The organism is Streptomyces sp. NPDC050738 (assembly GCF_040654175.1).
GTDB lineage: Bacteria > Actinomycetota > Actinomycetes > Streptomycetales > Streptomycetaceae > Streptomyces.
Genome location: NZ_JBFAHN010000003.1, coordinates 236,312 through 252,293, shown reverse-complemented (window position 1 = coordinate 252,293; position 15,982 = coordinate 236,312). Strand labels below are relative to the sequence as shown.

At 70.4% G+C, this 15,982-nt stretch carries 13 protein-coding genes, 1 tRNA gene and 1 pseudogene; 5 read left to right on the top strand and 10 right to left on the bottom strand.

Annotation, left to right across the window (positions count from 1 at the left end):
* Nucleotides 1–68 precede the first annotated feature (68 nt).
* Nucleotides 69–1,895 carry a glycoside hydrolase family 3 protein gene (locus tag AB0H78_RS09185; RefSeq protein ID WP_363233632.1) on the bottom strand — a complete coding sequence of 609 codons (1,827 nt, stop codon included), beginning with the start codon at nucleotides 1,893–1,895 and terminating at the stop codon, nucleotides 69–71.
* Between the two features lie 327 nt (nucleotides 1,896–2,222).
* Nucleotides 2,223–3,119 (bottom strand): LysR family transcriptional regulator, encoded by an 897-nt coding sequence (locus tag AB0H78_RS09180; protein WP_363234086.1) that lies wholly within the window; start codon nucleotides 3,117–3,119, stop codon nucleotides 2,223–2,225.
* Between the two features lie 92 nt (nucleotides 3,120–3,211).
* On the opposite strand from AB0H78_RS09180, the gene AB0H78_RS09175 reads away from it, so the two are divergent.
* Nucleotides 3,212–4,192 carry an EamA family transporter gene (locus AB0H78_RS09175; RefSeq protein ID WP_363233631.1) on the top strand — a complete coding sequence of 327 codons (981 nt, stop codon included), beginning with the start codon at nucleotides 3,212–3,214 and terminating at the stop codon, nucleotides 4,190–4,192.
* Here the strand turns inward: AB0H78_RS09175 and AB0H78_RS09170 are convergent.
* The 3 genes and pseudogenes from AB0H78_RS09170 to AB0H78_RS09160 all read right to left on the bottom strand — a co-directional run.
* Nucleotides 4,074–4,856: pseudogene (locus AB0H78_RS09170) on the bottom strand (sugar phosphate isomerase/epimerase family protein); the annotation flags it as partial. The gene AB0H78_RS09175 and the pseudogene AB0H78_RS09170 sit on opposite strands and share 119 nt — an antisense overlap.
* A complete protein-coding gene (locus tag AB0H78_RS09165) occupies nucleotides 4,853–5,788 on the bottom strand; it encodes a bifunctional helix-turn-helix transcriptional regulator/GNAT family N-acetyltransferase (RefSeq protein ID WP_363233630.1) in 936 nt (311 codons plus the stop codon). The gene AB0H78_RS09165 and the pseudogene AB0H78_RS09170, both read right to left, overlap by 4 nt.
* 301 nt (nucleotides 5,789–6,089) lie before the next feature.
* Nucleotides 6,090–7,163 carry a LacI family DNA-binding transcriptional regulator gene (locus AB0H78_RS09160; RefSeq protein WP_363233629.1) on the bottom strand — a complete coding sequence of 358 codons (1,074 nt, stop codon included), beginning with the start codon at nucleotides 7,161–7,163 and terminating at the stop codon, nucleotides 6,090–6,092.
* Between the two features lie 145 nt (nucleotides 7,164–7,308).
* Between AB0H78_RS09160 and AB0H78_RS09155 the strand changes: the two genes are divergently transcribed.
* The 3 genes from AB0H78_RS09155 to AB0H78_RS09145 are packed head-to-tail and all read left to right on the top strand — an operon-like array spanning nucleotide 7,309 to nucleotide 10,453.
* Nucleotides 7,309–8,460, top strand: coding sequence for a Gfo/Idh/MocA family oxidoreductase (locus AB0H78_RS09155; protein WP_363233628.1), 1,152 nt, complete (start codon nucleotides 7,309–7,311; stop codon nucleotides 8,458–8,460).
* A complete protein-coding gene (locus AB0H78_RS09150) occupies nucleotides 8,457–9,617 on the top strand; it encodes a dihydrodipicolinate synthase family protein (protein WP_363233627.1) in 1,161 nt (386 codons plus the stop codon). The genes AB0H78_RS09155 and AB0H78_RS09150 overlap by 4 nt, the downstream gene beginning before the upstream one ends.
* 38 nt (nucleotides 9,618–9,655) lie before the next feature.
* On the top strand, nucleotides 9,656–10,453 hold the full coding sequence (locus tag AB0H78_RS09145; protein WP_363234085.1) for a sugar phosphate isomerase/epimerase family protein: 798 nt from the start codon (nucleotides 9,656–9,658) through the stop codon (nucleotides 10,451–10,453).
* Between the two features lie 84 nt (nucleotides 10,454–10,537).
* On the opposite strand, the gene AB0H78_RS09140 is transcribed toward AB0H78_RS09145, so the two are convergent.
* The 5 genes from AB0H78_RS09140 to AB0H78_RS09120 form a co-directional block, all read right to left on the bottom strand.
* Nucleotides 10,538–11,038, bottom strand: a complete 501-nt coding sequence (locus AB0H78_RS09140; RefSeq protein WP_363233626.1) for a VOC family protein — start codon at nucleotides 11,036–11,038, stop codon at nucleotides 10,538–10,540.
* A 65-nt stretch (nucleotides 11,039–11,103) separates the two neighbouring features.
* Nucleotides 11,104–11,832 (bottom strand): hypothetical protein, encoded by a 729-nt coding sequence (locus AB0H78_RS09135; RefSeq protein WP_363233625.1) that lies wholly within the window; start codon nucleotides 11,830–11,832, stop codon nucleotides 11,104–11,106.
* A gap of 15 nt (nucleotides 11,833–11,847) precedes the next feature.
* A tRNA-OTHER gene (locus tag AB0H78_RS09130) sits at nucleotides 11,848–11,930 on the bottom strand.
* Between the two features lie 67 nt (nucleotides 11,931–11,997).
* Nucleotides 11,998–12,471, bottom strand: a complete 474-nt coding sequence (locus tag AB0H78_RS09125; protein WP_363233624.1) for a DUF937 domain-containing protein — start codon at nucleotides 12,469–12,471, stop codon at nucleotides 11,998–12,000.
* Between the two features lie 228 nt (nucleotides 12,472–12,699).
* Nucleotides 12,700–13,605 carry a ribokinase gene (locus tag AB0H78_RS09120; protein WP_363233623.1) on the bottom strand — a complete coding sequence of 302 codons (906 nt, stop codon included), beginning with the start codon at nucleotides 13,603–13,605 and terminating at the stop codon, nucleotides 12,700–12,702.
* A gap of 110 nt (nucleotides 13,606–13,715) precedes the next feature.
* Between AB0H78_RS09120 and AB0H78_RS09115 the strand changes: the two genes are divergently transcribed.
* On the top strand, nucleotides 13,716–15,932 hold the full coding sequence (locus tag AB0H78_RS09115) for an ATP-dependent RecD-like DNA helicase (RefSeq protein WP_363233622.1): 2,217 nt from the start codon (nucleotides 13,716–13,718) through the stop codon (nucleotides 15,930–15,932).
* Nucleotides 15,933–15,982: the final 50 nt, after the last annotated feature.

The window sequence follows — 15,982 nt, the reverse complement described above, 5'->3', positions numbered from 1 at the left end:
CACCCCCCATACCTGCATCCAGCGTGACCCGCCGGGGCGGGGCCACGCCAGATGCACGGAGCGTACGTCTAGTACGACAGTCCGTAGCCGACCGGATACAGCACCTGGGCGGGGTCGTCCGCCCGGGGGACGGGAACGGGCAGCTTTCCGCGCGGTTCGACCACGCCGGCGATCACCCGTGCCGCGGCCCGGAGTTCGACATCCGTCCAGCTGTACGTGGCGAGCGCCGCGCCCACCGTGGGCAGCGCGGCGATGTCGTACGGATTGCGGATCGCGATCTGGACCACCGGCACCCCGCTCGCCACGAGCGCCGCCACCAGCGTGGACTGGGCGCCGCCCGCACCCGCGTTGTACGTACCGATGACCACGGCGTCCTTGCCGTGGGCGGCCGCCACCGCCGCGTCGGTCTGCGCCTGCGTGGGGAGCGTTCCCGTGGACAACACCGTGGCGGTGAAGCCGAGTTCGGTGAACGCCCTGCCCAGTACCGTCGTCGGCGGGCCGGTCGTGCCGGACGGGGACGCCGGGTCGGCGCCGAGCACCAGGAGGTTCCTCTGGCGGCGGCGGGAGAGCGGCAGCAGGGCGCCCCTGTTCAGGAGCAGGGTCGTCGTGCGTTCCGCGATCCGGTCGGCGGTGGCGAGGTGCGAGCGGGTGCCGACCGTGCGGTCGATCGCGCGTTCGGAGACGTAGGGGTGGGTGAACAGGCCCCGGCGGGCCTTGAGTTGGAGTACGCGCAGGATCGACTCGTCCAGGCGGGCCTCGGTGATCTCGCCGCTGTCGACCGCCGCCCGGACCCCGTTCCAGGCGGTGGCCAGGTCCGGAGGGTTCAGGAGCTGGTCGGCGCCCGCCTTCAGCGCCAGTACGGGAACGCGGGCGTCGCCGTACTTGTCGCGTACGCCCTTCATGTCGAGGGCGTCGGTGATGATCACGCCCCGGTAGCCGAGCTCGCCGCGCAGTATCCCGGTGAGGATGGGGTGCGAGAGCGTCGCCGGGTCGTTGCTCGGGTCGAGCGCGGGGAACTGGATGTGCGCCGTCATGATCGAGTCGATCCCGGCGGCGATCACGGCCTTGAAGGGCGGAGCGTCGATCCGCTCCCACTCCTCGCGGGTGTGGGTGATGAGCGGGATGCCGGTGTGGCTGTCGACGCTCGTGTCGCCGTGGCCGGGGAAGTGCTTGGCCGTCGAGGCGACCGAAGAGCTCTGGTAGCCCTGCACCTCGGCGGCGGCCATCCGGGCCACGGAGGCGGGGGCGGAGCCGAAGGAACGTACACCGATGACCGGGTTGGCCGGGTTGATGTTGACGTCGGAGTCGGGGGAGTAGTTCTGCCTGATGCCGATCGCCGCCAGCTCGGCCCCGGCGATCCGCCCGACCGTACGGGCGTCGTCGCGCGAACCGCCCGCGCCGAGCGCCATCGCGCCGGGGAAGAGAGTGGCGGGGTATCCGACGCGGCAGACGATGCCGTGCTCCTGGTCGGTGGCGATCAGGAGGGGGAGGGGAGTGGGCTGGGAGAGGCCGGCGCGCTGGATGCCGTTGGAGAGTGCGGCGATCTGGTGCGGGTCGCGGACGTTGTGCGCCCAGCCGAAGTAGATGATGCCGCCGACGTGGTACTTGGCGATCAGTTCGGCGGCGGTGCGGACACCCAGCTGGCTGAGGTTGGCGTCGATGTCGGCCTGGTCGGGGGCGGTGGCGGAGTGCCCGTAGACCCGCATCACGAAGAGCTGGCCGATCTTCTCCTCGATGCTCATCCGGGCGATGAGCTGCTTGAGCCGGCGGTCGCGCTCGTGGTCGCTGTCGTGGCCGTGATCGTGCGCCTGGGCGGGGGTGATGCCTGTCGCGGCTGCTGCGGCGGCTGCCGCGGTAGCGGCGAGCAGGGTGCGTCTGGAGGTGCGGTGGGGCACTGGTGCTCCTTCCGGCCATGCGGTGCAAGGAGTTGAAGGAAACTTCCAAGATGCACGAATAGTCGGAAAGTAACTGCCGGGTCAAGAGGGCGCGCAGAAAAGGGAGCCGCCACCGGCGCTGTTGGAGGGGGGCGCACCGGTGGCGGCTGTGCTGCTGGCCGCAGGCGGTTGGAGAGGGGAGTCGGCACGCGCAGCCAGCAGCGAGGCCGACACCGCTCTGCGGATACTCACCAGCAGTACGGCACTTGGACGGCGGCCGCTCCTCGCCGGTTCCCCGCAGGATCCCCGTCCGGCCTTCACATCCGCAGGGTCCGGTACGGGTGTGAACTAGCGCGCCCAGTGCTCCTGGAGCACCCGTACGGTCTCCGTGATCGCGGGCCGCCTGGCCGCCCCCGTACGCCAGAGGGCGTACAGCCGCCGCACCGGAAGCGGATCCAGCTGTACGGCGGCGACCCCCTCCGGCAGTGGACCGCGCCCCAGCCGCGGAACGACAGCGATGCCGAGCCCGGCGGCGACCAGGGCGACGATCGTGTGGTTCTCCTCGGCGGTGTGCGCGATGTCCGGCTCCTCGCCGATCGCGCGCAGCGTCCGCACCAGCCAGTCGTGGCAGACCCGGCCGGGTGGCTGGCAGACCCACAGCTCGCCGGCCAGTTCCTCGCGCCGTACGGACGCGCGCCCGGCCAGCGGATGTGCGGCCGGTACGAGCAGATCGCAGGGGTCGTCGCCGATCACGGCCTGCTCGACGCCCTCGGGGGTCGGCAGTGGGGCGATGTCCCAGTCGTGCGCCACCACGAGATCGACCACGCCTCGTGCGACGAGACCGACCGACAGATGTGGGTCGACCTCGCTGAGACGGGCCTCCAACGCGGGGTGATCGGCGGCCAGTTGGGCCAGCACGCCGGGGAGCAGGCCGCGTGCGGAGGAGGCGAAGGCGGCGATGGAGAGCCGGCCGGCGGGCTCGCCGCGCTGCTCCTCCAGGGTCGTCTCCGCGCGCTCGACGATCGCGAGGAGCTCCTGGGCGGTGGCGGCCAGTTGGAGCGCCTCCTCGGTGAGCGCGATGCCCCGGCCGCGGCGCTCCAGGAGCGTGGTGCGGGTCTCCCGCTCCAGCTTGGTGATCTGCTGGGACACGGCGGAGGGGGTGTAGCCGAGTGCGGTCGCGGCCGCGGCCACCGAACCGTGGACGGAAATGGCGTGCAGCGCGCGCAGCCGGGCGAGATCGAGCACGGCGGCCTCCCAGGATTCATTAGCGTTGCTCAATCCAACCATGAAGACATCCGCGCTGGTGCTAATGGGTCGAGCTCGCGGATCATCGACTCATGCGCCCATCGCACATCGCTCTCGCCGTCCTGGTCACCGCCGTCTGGGGGGTCAACTTCGTCGTCATCGACATCGGCCTCGCCCACTTCCCGCCGCTGCTCTTCTCCGCCCTGCGCTTCCTGGTGGCGGCACTGCCCGCGGTCTTCTTCGTAGGCCGCCCCAAGGTCGCCTGGAAGTGGATCGTGGGTGTCGGACTCGCCCTGGGCGTAGGCAAGTTCGGACTGCTCTTCATCGGCATGGACCAGGGCATGGGGGCCGGCCTGCCCTCCCTCGTGCTGCAGGTCCAGGCGGTCTTCACGGCGCTGTTCGCGGCCGCCGCACTCGGCGAACGGCTGCCCCGCGTCCGGGTGCTCGGCATGGCGATCGCCCTGTCGGGCATCGGTGTCGCAGCGGTCGGCGAGGGGATCGACGGGGCCGCGCTCGGCTTCGTCCTGGTGGTCGTGGCGGCGGCCTTCTGGGGCGTCTCGAACGTACTCACCCGTAAGGCCGCCCCGCCCGACGCGCTCAACTTCATGGTCTGGGTCTCGACCGTGCCCGTGCTCCCGCTGCTCGCGCTGTCCCTGCTCTTCGAGGGCCCGCGCGCGGACGCGGACGCCCTGTCGGGGCTCGACTGGAGCGGCGTGGGCACGATCGTCTTCGTCGCCTGGATCTCCACGGTCCTCGGCTTCGGCGCGTGGGGCTTCCTGCTCCGTCACCACCCCGCCAACTCGGTGGCGCCGTTCACGCTCCTGGTGCCGGTCTTCGGGATGTCGTCGGCGGCGCTCTTCCTCCACGAGCGCCTGACCGCGCTGGACTGGTGCGCGGCGGCGCTCCTGGTGGGAGGAGTAGCTCTGACCTCTATTTACCGTCCGGCGCTTGCACGATCAACCGCTCCAGGTGCTCGCGCCCCGCGACCAGCATCCCCGGCAGATCTGCTGCCTGCGGATACCACCGCTTCTCGTACTCCCAGCACAGCCAGCCCTCAGGGCTCTCGGAGCTGAGGATCGCCACGCATTCGGCGAGCGGCAGGACGCCGGCCCCCAGGGCGAGCGGGGTCTTGTCCTCGGCCGATGCGATGTCCTTGACCTGCGCGTATCCGAGGTGAGGGGCGAGTACGGCATGGCTGGTGGCGGGGTCCTCACCGCCCAGCCAGGTGTGCATGACGTCCCAGAGGGCGCCCGCGTTCTTGTGCCCGACGGGACCCAGTACGCGGGCCGCGGAGACGCCCGTACGGTGCGAGTCGTGCGTCTCCAGGAGGATCGTCACGCCCTTGTCGGCGGCGATCTCGGCCCCGAAACCCAGCCTCCGTGCGGCCGTTGCATCCGCAACGTCCTGCGGCTGGTCGCCGCCGCCGGGGAAGACACGGACGTAGGGCGCGCCGAGGTCGGCGGCGAGGTCGACGAGCTCGGCAAGACCGCGCTCGGCCTCCGTGTCGTCGCCCTCGGCGGCGACCTTCACGTACCCGGCCACACCGAGGATCTCGATCCCGCCGCGCGCGAACTCCTCGACGGCGACGGCCCGTTCGGCCGCTGTGCTCCCCGGGTGGAGGGGCTCCTCGGGGTGGGCCCGGAGCTCGACGCCCTGGTAGCCGGCGCCGGAGGCGAGGCGTACGACATCGGCTATGGGCAGCCCTGGCACTCCGAGGGTGGAGAAGGCGAACTTCAACGCACTGTTCCTTCCGAGAGACTGAGCCGCCAGTCCTGTCCGACCAGATCCGCCCCATAGGAGCGGTGCGGCTTCTCGGCGACGAGGGTGAACCCGGCGCCCTGATAGATCTTGCGTGCGGATGCGAGCACATCGTTGGTCCACAGCACGAGCTCGCGATATCCGACCTCGCGCGCGAACGCGACGACGGCGTCGACCAGTTGGCGCCCCACGCCGAGCCCGCGCGCGGACGGCTCCACGAGCAGCAGCCGCAGCCGTGCCGTCCCCGGGGCATCGTCCCGTACGCACATGACGCCGCCGACCGGGCTGCCGTCCAGCTCCGCGATCCACACCCGTTCCAGATACGGGTCGTGGTCCTGGGCGAAGTCGGCGACGATCCGGGCAATCAGCCCCTCGAACTCGGTGTTCCACCCGAACTCGGCTGCGTACAGGGCCCCGTGTCGCTGCACGATCCACCCGAGGTCGCCGGGCCCCGGTTCGCGCAGCGCGGGCCGCGCGGCTTCCTGGCCACGACTCCGCTGCAGGATCTCGCGCACGGACCGCATGGCCTCGGTGAGCCGGTCGCGTTCGCCCGGATCGACCTTGGCGAGCATCGCGTTGACGGCCTCCCGCGACCGCTCGTCGAGCAGGGCCGCGGCCTCGCGCCCGGCGGGCGTGAGCGTGATGCGCTGGCGCCGCGAATCGAGCACGGAGGGCGCCCGCTCGACCAGCCCCTCGCGCTCGAACTTGGCGAGCAGTCGGCTCAAGTACCCGGCGTCGAGCGAGAGTTCCGCCCGCAGGTCGGCGGCGTCGGTGCGCGGCGCGTGAGCGAGTTCGTACAGGACGCGGGATTCGGTGAGGGTGTAGGGGGTGTAGAGGTGCTTGCTGTAGTCGAGCGCGCCGATGAGGTTGGTGTAGAAGCGGTTGAAAGCGCGGATCTCAGGTACGGGCACGGTGTCCACCCAGGGCCGATTTCTTTGACTGCGTCAACGGTAGGGCGGGTGGAGGACGCAAATCAACCCCCTGCGGCCACATTCAAGCCAGACCAGCCAAAACCCAAACCGGCCCGCACCATCAAGCCCACACCAGCCAAATCAAGCCCCTCCGGCGATTGAGGAGCGGGGGTCCGGGGGCGGAGCCCCCGAAAGCGGGGCCCGGGGCGGCAGCCCCGCCCGCGGCGGAGCCGCGCAATGTCACAGCGGGAAGGGGCGGGCCAGGGGACAAGCCCCGCGCAGCGGCACCCGCACCCACCCCTCACCGCCCAGGAACCCCCGTAGAGGCCCGAGCCATAAGCTCCCCCTGCACCACGGCAACCCCACCCACAGGCGGCGCCTCAGCCCCCATCGCAAGCCGCCCCGCCCAAGCCCCCGCGTCGTACAGCGGCAGCCGTACGGTAGTCAGCGCAGGCACCGCATCGACGGAGAACGGCAGATCGTCGAAGCCGGCCACCGAGATGTCCTCAGGAATTCGCAGCCCCCGCTCGCGCACCGCCGCACACGCCCCCAGCGCCACGGTGTCGTTCGCGGCGACGACGGCGGTCAACTCGGGCTCCCTGTCCAGGAGTTCGCGCGTCGCCTCGAATCCCGACCGCCGGGAGTAGGGCCCGTGCATCACCAGCCGGGGATCGTCCTTGATCCCGGCCGCGTCCAGCGCCTTGCGGTGCCCCTCCAGCCGGTGACGCGTGGTCGTCCGCTCCTCTGGCCCGGCGACGTACCCGATCCTCCGGTGCCCCAACTCGATCAAATGCTCGGTGAGTTGACGCCCTCCGCCCCGATTGTCGAAGCTCAGCGTAGCCAGCACGGAAGACCCGCCGGACTCCCCACCGCCCTCCATCGGCGGCCGCCCGCACAGCACCACACGCGTCCCCGCGTCCGCCAGCTTCGCGAGCTTGGCCGAGACCGCGGCGACATGCTCAGGGTCCTCGACCGCCCCACCGGTCAGCACCACGGCAGCCGCGCGCTGCCGCTGCAGCAGCGTCAGATACGTCAGCTCCCGCTCGGGCGATCCGCCCGTGTTGCAGACCACGGCAAGCTTCTCGCCGCCGCCCCTGCCGGTCCCTTCCTGGCCGCCGATCGCCGACTGGGCCGCGCCCGCCATGATCCCGAAGAAGGGGTCGGCGATGTCGTTGACCAGGATGCCGACGAGGTCGGACGTGGCGGCGGCCAGCGAGCTGGCGGTCGCGTTCAGTACGTAGTCGAGCTCGTCCACCGCCCGCAGCACGCGCTCGCGGGTGGAGGCGGCGACCGGATAGTTGCCGTTCAGGACGCGGGAGACCGTCGCCGGGGAGACCCGGGCCCGTGCGGCCACGTCCGCGAGCGTCGTCGTCATCTCTGCCTCTTCCTCCGAGCAACTTGCCGACTGTCATTGATTACCGATTGGCACTTGTCCGACCCGTCGGTCGCAGGTTAGCTTTCTAGCGCGTAGAAAGCGCTTGCTATGGCTCATGTGGTGGGATTGCGGGAGAGGGATTGACGTGACACGTAAGACAGTGCGGATCGCCATGAACGGCGTGACCGGGCGGATGGGCTACCGCCAGCACCTGGTCCGCTCCATCCTCGCCATCCGCGAACAGGGCGGACTCGACCTCGGCGACGGCACGGTCCTGTGGCCCGAGCCGGTCCTGGTCGGCCGCCGCGAGCACGTGCTGAAGGCCATGGCCGAGAAGCACGGCATCGAGCACTGGTCCACCGACCTCGACGCGGTCCTCGCCGACCCGACGGTTCACATCTACTTCGACGCCCAGGTCACCTCGGCCCGCGAGGAGTCGATCCGCAAGGCGATCGCGGCCGGCAAGCACATCTACACCGAGAAGCCGACGGCCACCGGCCTCGAAGGCGCCCTGGAGCTGGCCCGGCTCGCGCAGGCCGCCGGGATCAAGCACGGCGTGGTCCAGGACAAGCTCTTCCTCCCCGGCCTGCTCAAGCTCAAGCGCCTCATCGACGGCGGCTTCTTCGGCAAGATCCTCTCCATCCGCGGAGAGTTCGGCTACTGGGTCTTCGAGGGCGACTGGCAGGAGGCGCAGCGCCCCTCCTGGAACTACCGCTCCGAGGACGGCGGCGGCATCGTCGTCGACATGTTCCCGCACTGGGAGTACGTCCTGCACGAGCTCTTCGGCCGGGTCACCACGGTCCAGGCGCTCACCGCCACCCACATCCCCGAGCGCTGGGACGAGCAGTCGAAGCCGTACGACGCGACGGCCGACGACGCCGCGTACGGGATCTTCCAGCTGGAGGGCGGCGCGATCGCCCAGATCAACTCCTCCTGGACCGTCCGCGTGAACCGCGACGAGCTGGTGGAGTTCCAGGTGGACGGAACCGAAGGCTCGGCGGTGGCAGGCCTGCGCAACTGCCGTGTCCAGCACCGCAGTTCCACCCCGAAGCCGGTCTGGAACCCCGACCTCCCGGTCACGCACTCCTTCCGCGACCAGTGGCAGGAGGTCCCGGACAACACGGACTTCGACAACGGCTTCAAGGTCCAGTGGGAGCTTTTCCTGCGCCACATCGCCCTCGACGAGCCCTACCACTGGGACCTCCTCGCCGGCGCGCGCGGCGTCCAGCTCGCCGAGCTGGGCCTCAAGTCGTCGGCCGAGGGCACCCGCCTCGACGTCCCGGAGATCCAGCTGTGAGCCTCCTGCTCCCACGCGCGGACGGCACCACGTACACCTACGCGCCCCGCACCGCACCCACCGCCTTCCAGCCGGGAGGCGCCGCGCTCGCCTCCCGTACGGTCTTCTCGGCGGCCCACGTCGTCGCGGACCCGTACGCCGACATCTCCCCGGACTCCCCGGCGGCCGTCGACTGGGACGCCACCCTCGCCTTCCGTCGCCACCTGTGGTCGCACGGCCTGGGCGTCGCCGAGGCGATGGACACCGCGCAGCGCGGCATGGGCCTGGACTGGCCGAACGCCGCCGAGCTGATCCGCCGCTCCGCCGCCGAGGCGAAGGCCGTCGGCGGCGCGATCGCCTGCGGCGTCGGCACCGACCAGCTGACTCCCGGCGAGGCGACGCTGCACGACGTGATCGAGGCGTACGAGGACCAGCTCACCCTCGTCGAGGAGACCGGCGCCCAGGCGATCCTGATGGCGTCCCGCGCGCTCGCCGCAGCGGCCAAGACCCCCGACGACTACCTGGAGGTCTACGGCCACCTCCTGCGCCAGTGCTCGGAGCCGGTGATCCTGCACTGGCTGGGCCCGATGTTCGACCCGGCGCTCGACGGCTACTGGGGCTCCGAGGACCTGGACGAGGCGACGGAGACCTTCCTCGCCGTCATCACCGCGCACCCCGACAAGGTCGACGGCATCAAGGTCTCGCTCCTGGACGCCGAGCGCGAGGTCGATCTGCGCCGCCGCCTCCCCGACGGGGTGCGCTGCTACACGGGCGACGACTTCAACTACCCCGAACTGATCGAGGGCGACGACCGAGGCTTCAGCCACGCGCTCCTCGGCATCTTCGACCCGCTGGGCCCGGTGGCAGCCGAAGCGGTCCGCCACCTGGACCGCGGCGACGACGCGGCCTTCCGCGACCTGCTGGACCCCACGGTCGCGCTCTCCCGTCACCTCTTCCAGACGCCGACCCGCTTCTACAAGACAGGAGTGGTGTTCCTGGCCTGGCTGGCGGGCCACCAGCAGCACTTCACCATGATCGGCGGCCTCCAGTCGGCCCGCTCGCTCCCGCACTTCGCGAAGGCGTACGAACTCGCCGACGGCCTGGGCCTGTTCCCTGACCCGGCGGTGGCGGAGTCCCGTATGAAGTCGCTCCTCACCGTCCACGGAGTCCCGCAGTGACCGCAGCGAACGATCTGACCCGCTTCTCCATCAACCAGATGACGGTGAAGCAACTCCCGCTCCCCACCCTGGTGGAGGCCTGCGCAGAGCTCGGCATCCCGGGCATCGGCCTGTGGCGCGAACCGGTGCAGAACTACGGCGTGGAATCGGCGGCGAAGCTGGTGCGCGACGCGGGCCTGACGGTCACGACGCTGTGCCGGGGAGGCTTCCTCACGGCGATCGACCCGAAGGAACGCGCGGCAGCACTGGCCGACAACCGCACGGCGATCGACGAGGCGGCCACGCTCGGCACGGACACCCTGGTCCTGGTCTCGGGCGGTCTTCCGGCGGGCTCGAAGGACCTGCACGGAGCACGGGAACGCATCGCGGACGCGATCGCGGAACTGGCTCCGTACGCGGGAGAGCGAGGCATCCGCCTGGCGATCGAGCCGCTCCACCCCATGTACGCCGCGGACCGCTGCGTGATCTCCACCCTGACGCAGGCCCTGGATATCGCGGAACGTTTCCCGGCGGACCAGGTGGGCGTGGCGGTCGACACGTACCACATCTGGTGGGACGACCAGGCCCCGGCGCAGGTGGCCAGGGCGGGCGCGGCGGGCCGCATCCACACCTTCCAACTCGCAGACTGGACCACGCCGTTGCCCGAGGGCGTCCTGAACGGCCGGGGTCAGATCGGCGACGGATCGATCGACATGCGCGAGTGGCGCGGCCGTGTGGACGCGGCGGGCTACACGGGCGCGATCGAGGTGGAGCTCTTCAACGACGTGCTGTGGGCGCGGGACGGCCTGGAACTCCTGAAGGAGACGGCGGAGCGGTTCGTCGAGCACGCGCTCTAGGACGTTCGGTTCCCGGCGTGGATTCGACCCGGCACCCGTCAACAGCGGGGTGCCGGGTCGAACGCTTCCCTTGAGGCCGTGCGGCTACGCCGGCGGTGACGACATCATCTTCCGTGCCCGGCGGGCGATCTCATCCGGAGTGAGGTCCTCCAGGTGCGTGAGGAAGATCCAGACATGCCCGTGGGGGTCGCGCAGCATGGCCGTACGGTCACCGTGGAACTGATCCGCCGGCGCCTGCAACAGCTCGGCCCCGGCCGCGACCGCCCGCTGCGTGAGTGCATCGACGTCGTCGACGTAGACGTGCAGGGCCACGTTGGTGCCGCCGACGGGGGTGGGTGCGCTGAAGAGCGGGCCCTCGGCGTCGCCCAGCATGATGGTCGATCCCCTGACGCTGATCTCGGCGTGCAGGATGCGTCCGTCGGGAGTGTTGAGGCAGAACAACTCCTCGGCGCCGAACGCCTCCACGTAGAAGTCGATCGCCGCGCGAGCGCCCTCGATCATGATGTGGGCGATGACGGCGTTGCGGTACGTCTCGGGAACGGCGGTCGTGGTCATCGTGAGGCCTCTCGGTCGGGTGCTGCCCATGACCACGAGGCTAGAAGCTCAACTTTGCTTGAGGTCAAGCGATACGGCGTCGACGAGCATGCCCGCTAGCTCCGCTGGACCCGCAGCCCGGCCTCCGGTGCCTGCAGATCGGCGTTCCGCAGCAGTGCGGGCGGCCACGTTCTGATGAAGGCCGCCATCCGCGGGTCCCAGGGGCCGACCTGATAGACGAAGGAAGTGCCGACCACGCTGCGGGTGTCCGGGTCGTCGCAGGTCATGGCGCGTTCGAGGAACTCCAGGCACCGGGCGGTCAGTTCGGACCGTCCCTCGCGCCAGGCGTTGATCACGAAAGGCGTGACGTCGAGGGCGAAGAAGACATGCGTCAGGACCTCGTGCTCGTTGTAGAGGTGAAGGAGAAGGTCTTCGTAGAGCTCGGGGACGGCGTCGACGAGGGCGTGGACGACCGCGTCGTGGGCGAGTTCGGCGTCCGGTAGCCGGGCCGGTGGGATGTACGCCCCGAGGTGGCGCTCGCAGGCGTGGTCGAGGATCTCCTCAGGAGAACCTGTCCACGCTCCCGAGGGCAGCGCGCTCGGCCGGTAGCTCTTCTCCGCGTAGGAGTAGAGCGCGAAGGTCCAGAAATCAGGGTGGGCCGTCTCGCGGAGGCGGCACAACTTGCCGGGGCGCTCGCGCTCTTCGCCGGTCCAGGACACGCTGAGGCGGACAACTTCTCCCCTCGCGAGGATGCTCAGCTCCGCGATCTCAGGCCAGCGCGCGGCGGCATGCTGCTCCAGCGCTCGCAGCCGGACCGCGTTGGCCTTCTTGAATGACGCACCCATGGCGCACATTCTGGTGGCCGACGCCCGGATTCGAACCGGGGTTTCCGCTGCGGGGCGAACCCGCGTGCGACGTCCTGGGCCGCTGAACGACATCGGGCTGAGTGGACTGTATCCATGCGGAGCGCGACGCCGCCCGCGGTTTTCCTCCGCCGGGCCGCGGGCCGGCTACTTCTTGCCGCCGCCCAGGATCGAGCCCAGCAGGTCGCCCAGGCCGCCGCCCTTCGCGGTCCCTGCGGCGCCCGTCGCCTTGCCGGAGGCTGCTCGCTTGGTCACCACGGCCATGATCACCGGCAGCAGGATCTCGATCCCTCGTGTCACCGATGCCGCCGGGAGGCCCGTCTTCTTCGCCACAGCGTTGGCGATCGGGCGGCTCATCTTCGCGAGCATGCCGCCCATCATCGCGCCGCCCAGGCCGCCGCCCAGCGCGGCCACGCCCTCCAGTTGAGGCTCGGGCTCCGCGACCGCCGCCGGGACCTCGGCCACCGCTTCCTGCACCTCGCTGCCCGACAGTGCGGACACCGCCGTGCCCACGAAGGACTCCGCACCCGCCGTGTCCGTACCGAGCAGTCCGGCGATCTCCTGGAGCTTGTCGTCGCCGAGCTCGCTCAGGACATCCTTTTGCATCGAATCGTCGCTCATGCCTGAAACGCTACGACTGACCGTCAATGTCGGCATTCCGGGATTCCGGAAAAATAACTCCGTGCAGTCGTACAACCCTGTCTGGGTCACGTGGGTCTTACTTGGCATCAGGGCTTCCGGGAGGGGATCCGGGGGGATATGGGAGTCCTGTGTGGAGGGGGAAAAAAGGGGAGGGGAATGCGGGAGGGGGCCCGGTCGCAAGACCGGGCCCCCTTAAATTTCCCGCTCTCAGCGGGCGGCGAGCTCCTCGGCCGTCGGGTACGACTCCTGGGCGCCCGCCCTGGTCACCGCCGCCGCTCCCACCCGTACCGCGAACGCCGCCGCCTCGGCGAGCGTCTCGCCCCGGCCCAGCCGCCAGGCCAGCGCCGCCGTGAACGCGTCGCCGGCGCCCGTGGTGTCCACCGCGTCGACCTTCAGGCTCGGTACGTGTGCGAAGGCACCGGAGGCGTCCGCGGTCAGCGCGCCCTCCGCGCCCAGCGTGACGACCACCGAGCGCGGACCCAGCGCGAGGAGGCCGCGTGCCCAGTCCTGCGGGCTTTTCCCCGCCGCCTCGCCGAGCACGACCCTGGCCTCGTGCTCGTTCACGACCAGCGGGTCACAGGCCGCTAGGAGCTCGGCGGGCAGCGGCATCGGCGGGGACGGGTTCAGTACGAAGCGGGCATCGGGTGCCAGCATCCGGACCGCCTCCGTCACCGACTCCAGGGGGATCTCCAGCTGCGCCGAGACGACCTTCGCCGCCGCGATCAGCTCGCCCGCGCCCCGGATGTCCTCGGGGGTGAGGCGGCCGTTGGCGCCGGGGGAGACCACGATGCTGTTGTCGCCGCTCGGGTCGACCGTGATCAGCGCGACGCCCGTGGGTGCGCCGCCGACCAGCACACCCGCCGTGTCCACGCCCGAAGCACGCTGGGAGTCCAGCAGGAGGCGGCCGTTGGCGTCGTCGCCGACCCGCGCGAGGAGTGCGGTGCGCGCTCCCAGGCGGGCGGCGGCGACCGCCTGGTTGGCACCCTTGCCGCCGGGGTGGACGGCGAGGTCGCCGCCGAGGACCGTCTCGCCGGCGGCGGGCCGGCGCTCGACGCCGATCACCAGGTCGGCGTTGGCGGAGCCCACGACCAGCAGTTCGTACTCGGCTTGCATGTCTCTCCTGCTTTCCAAGGTCAAGGAGACGACTGTACGGGGGCCGAGCAGGCCACAGGTTTTCCACAGGCCCGTGCCCGCTGTCCGACCCGGGCGATACCGTCGGCCACATGTCCAACATGGCAGTGCTGGAAGGGGTCCTGGAGCGGATCACGTACAGCAACGAGGAGAACGGCTACACGGTCGCCAAGGTCGACACCGGCCGTGGCGGGGGCGATCTGCTCACCGTCGTCGGCTCGCTGCTCGGCGCGCAGGCCGGGGAGTCGCTGCGCATGGAGGGCCGCTGGGGCTCCCACCCGCAGTACGGCAAGCAGTTCACCGTCGAGAACTACACGACCGTTCTCCCCGCCACGATCCAGGGCATCCGCCGCTATCTCGGCTCCGGCCTGATCAAGGGCATCGGCCCCGTCATGGCCGACCGCATCACCACGCACTTCGGCACGGACACGCTCGACATCATCGAGCAGGAGCCCAAGCGTCTCGTCGAGGTCCCCGGCCTCGGCCCCAAGCGCACCAAGATGATCGCCGCCGCCTGGGAGGAACAGAAGGCGATCAAGGAAGTGATGATCTTCCTCCAGAGCGTCGAGGTCTCCACCTCCATCGCCGTGCGCATCTACAAGAAGTACGGCGACGCCTCGATCTCCGTCGTGAAGAACGAGCCGTACCGCCTGGCCGCCGACGTCTGGGGCATCGGATTCCTCACCGCCGACCGCATCGCCCAGGCCGTCGGCATCCCGCACGACAGCCCCGAGCGGGTGAAGGCCGGCCTCCAGTACGCCCTCTCCCAGTCCAGCGACCAGGGCCACTGCTTCCTCCCCGAGGAGCAGCTCCTCTCCGATGCGGTGAAGCTCCTCCAGGTCGACATGGGCCTGGTCATCGAGTGCCTGGACGCCCTGGCCGCCGAAGAGGGTGTCGTACGGGAAGAGGTGCCCGGCAAGGAGGAGGGCGGCCAGGAGCGGATCACCGCCGTGTATCTGGTGCCCTTCCACCGGGCCGAGATCTCCCTCGCCGCCCAGCTGGGGCGCCTCCTGCGCGGCGACGAGGACCGGATGCCGGCCTTCCAGGACGTGGCCTGGGACAAGGCGCTGAGCTGGCTCGCGGGGCGTACGGGCGCCACGCTCGCCCCCGAGCAGGAGGCGGCGGTGAAGCTCGCCCTGACCGAGAAGGTCGCCGTCCTCACCGGAGGCCCCGGCTGCGGCAAGTCCTTCACCGTCCGCTCCATCGTCGAACTGGCCCGCGCCAGAAAGGCGAAAGTGGTGCTCGCCGCCCCCACCGGACGGGCCGCCAAGCGCCTCGCCGAGCTCACCGGTGCCGAGGCCTCCACGGTCCACCGCCTGCTCGAACTGAAACCGGGCGGGGACGCCGCGTACGACAGGGACCGGCCGCTCGACGCCGATCTGGTGGTGGTCGACGAGGCGTCCATGCTCGATCTGCTCCTCGCCAACAAGCTCGTCAAGGCGGTCGCCCCCGGCGCGCATCTGCTCCTGGTCGGCGATGTGGACCAACTGCCTTCGGTGGGGGCGGGCGAGGTGCTGCGCGACCTCCTCGCGGCGATCAGTCCCGTACCGAATGTCAGGCTCACCCGGATCTTCCGCCAGGCCCAGCAGTCCGGTGTCGTCACCAACGCCCACCGCATCAACTCCGGGGTGCAGCCCATCACCCAGGGCCTGCCCGACTTTTTTCACTTCGTCGCCGAGGAGACCGAGGAGGCGGGTCTGCTGACCGTCGACGTGGCGGCCCGCCGCATCCCGCAGAAGTTCGGCCTGAACCCGCGCAGGGACATCCAGGTGCTCGCGCCGATGCACCGGGGACCCGCGGGCGCCGGGAACCTCAACGGGCTGCTCCAGCAGGCGATCACGCCCGCCAGGCCGGACCTCCCGGAGAAGCGGTTCGGCGGCAGGGTGTTCCGCGTCGGCGACAAGGTCACCCAGATTCGCAACAATTACGACAAGGGCGCGAACGGAGTCTTCAACGGCACGGTGGGCGTCGTCACCGCGCTGGACGTGGACGAACAGACGCTCACGGTGCTGACGGATGAAGACGAGGAAGTGGGGTACGACTTCGACGAGCTGGACGAGCTCGCGCACGCCTACGCCGTCACCATCCACCGCTCCCAGGGGAGCGAATATCCGGCGGTGGTGATTCCGGTGACCACCGGCGCCTGGATGATGCTCCAGCGCAATCTGCTCTACACGGCGGTCACCCGGGCCAAGAAGCTCGTCGTCCTCGTAGGGTCGCGGAAGGCGATCGGGCAGGCTGTCCGTACGGTTTCCGCAGGCAGGCGCTTTACCGCACTGGATCACCGGCTGTCAGGCGGTGGCAGGTAGCGGAGATCGTGTGAAACCTCACCCCGCCCTTCCGGAACCGGGGCGAAGGG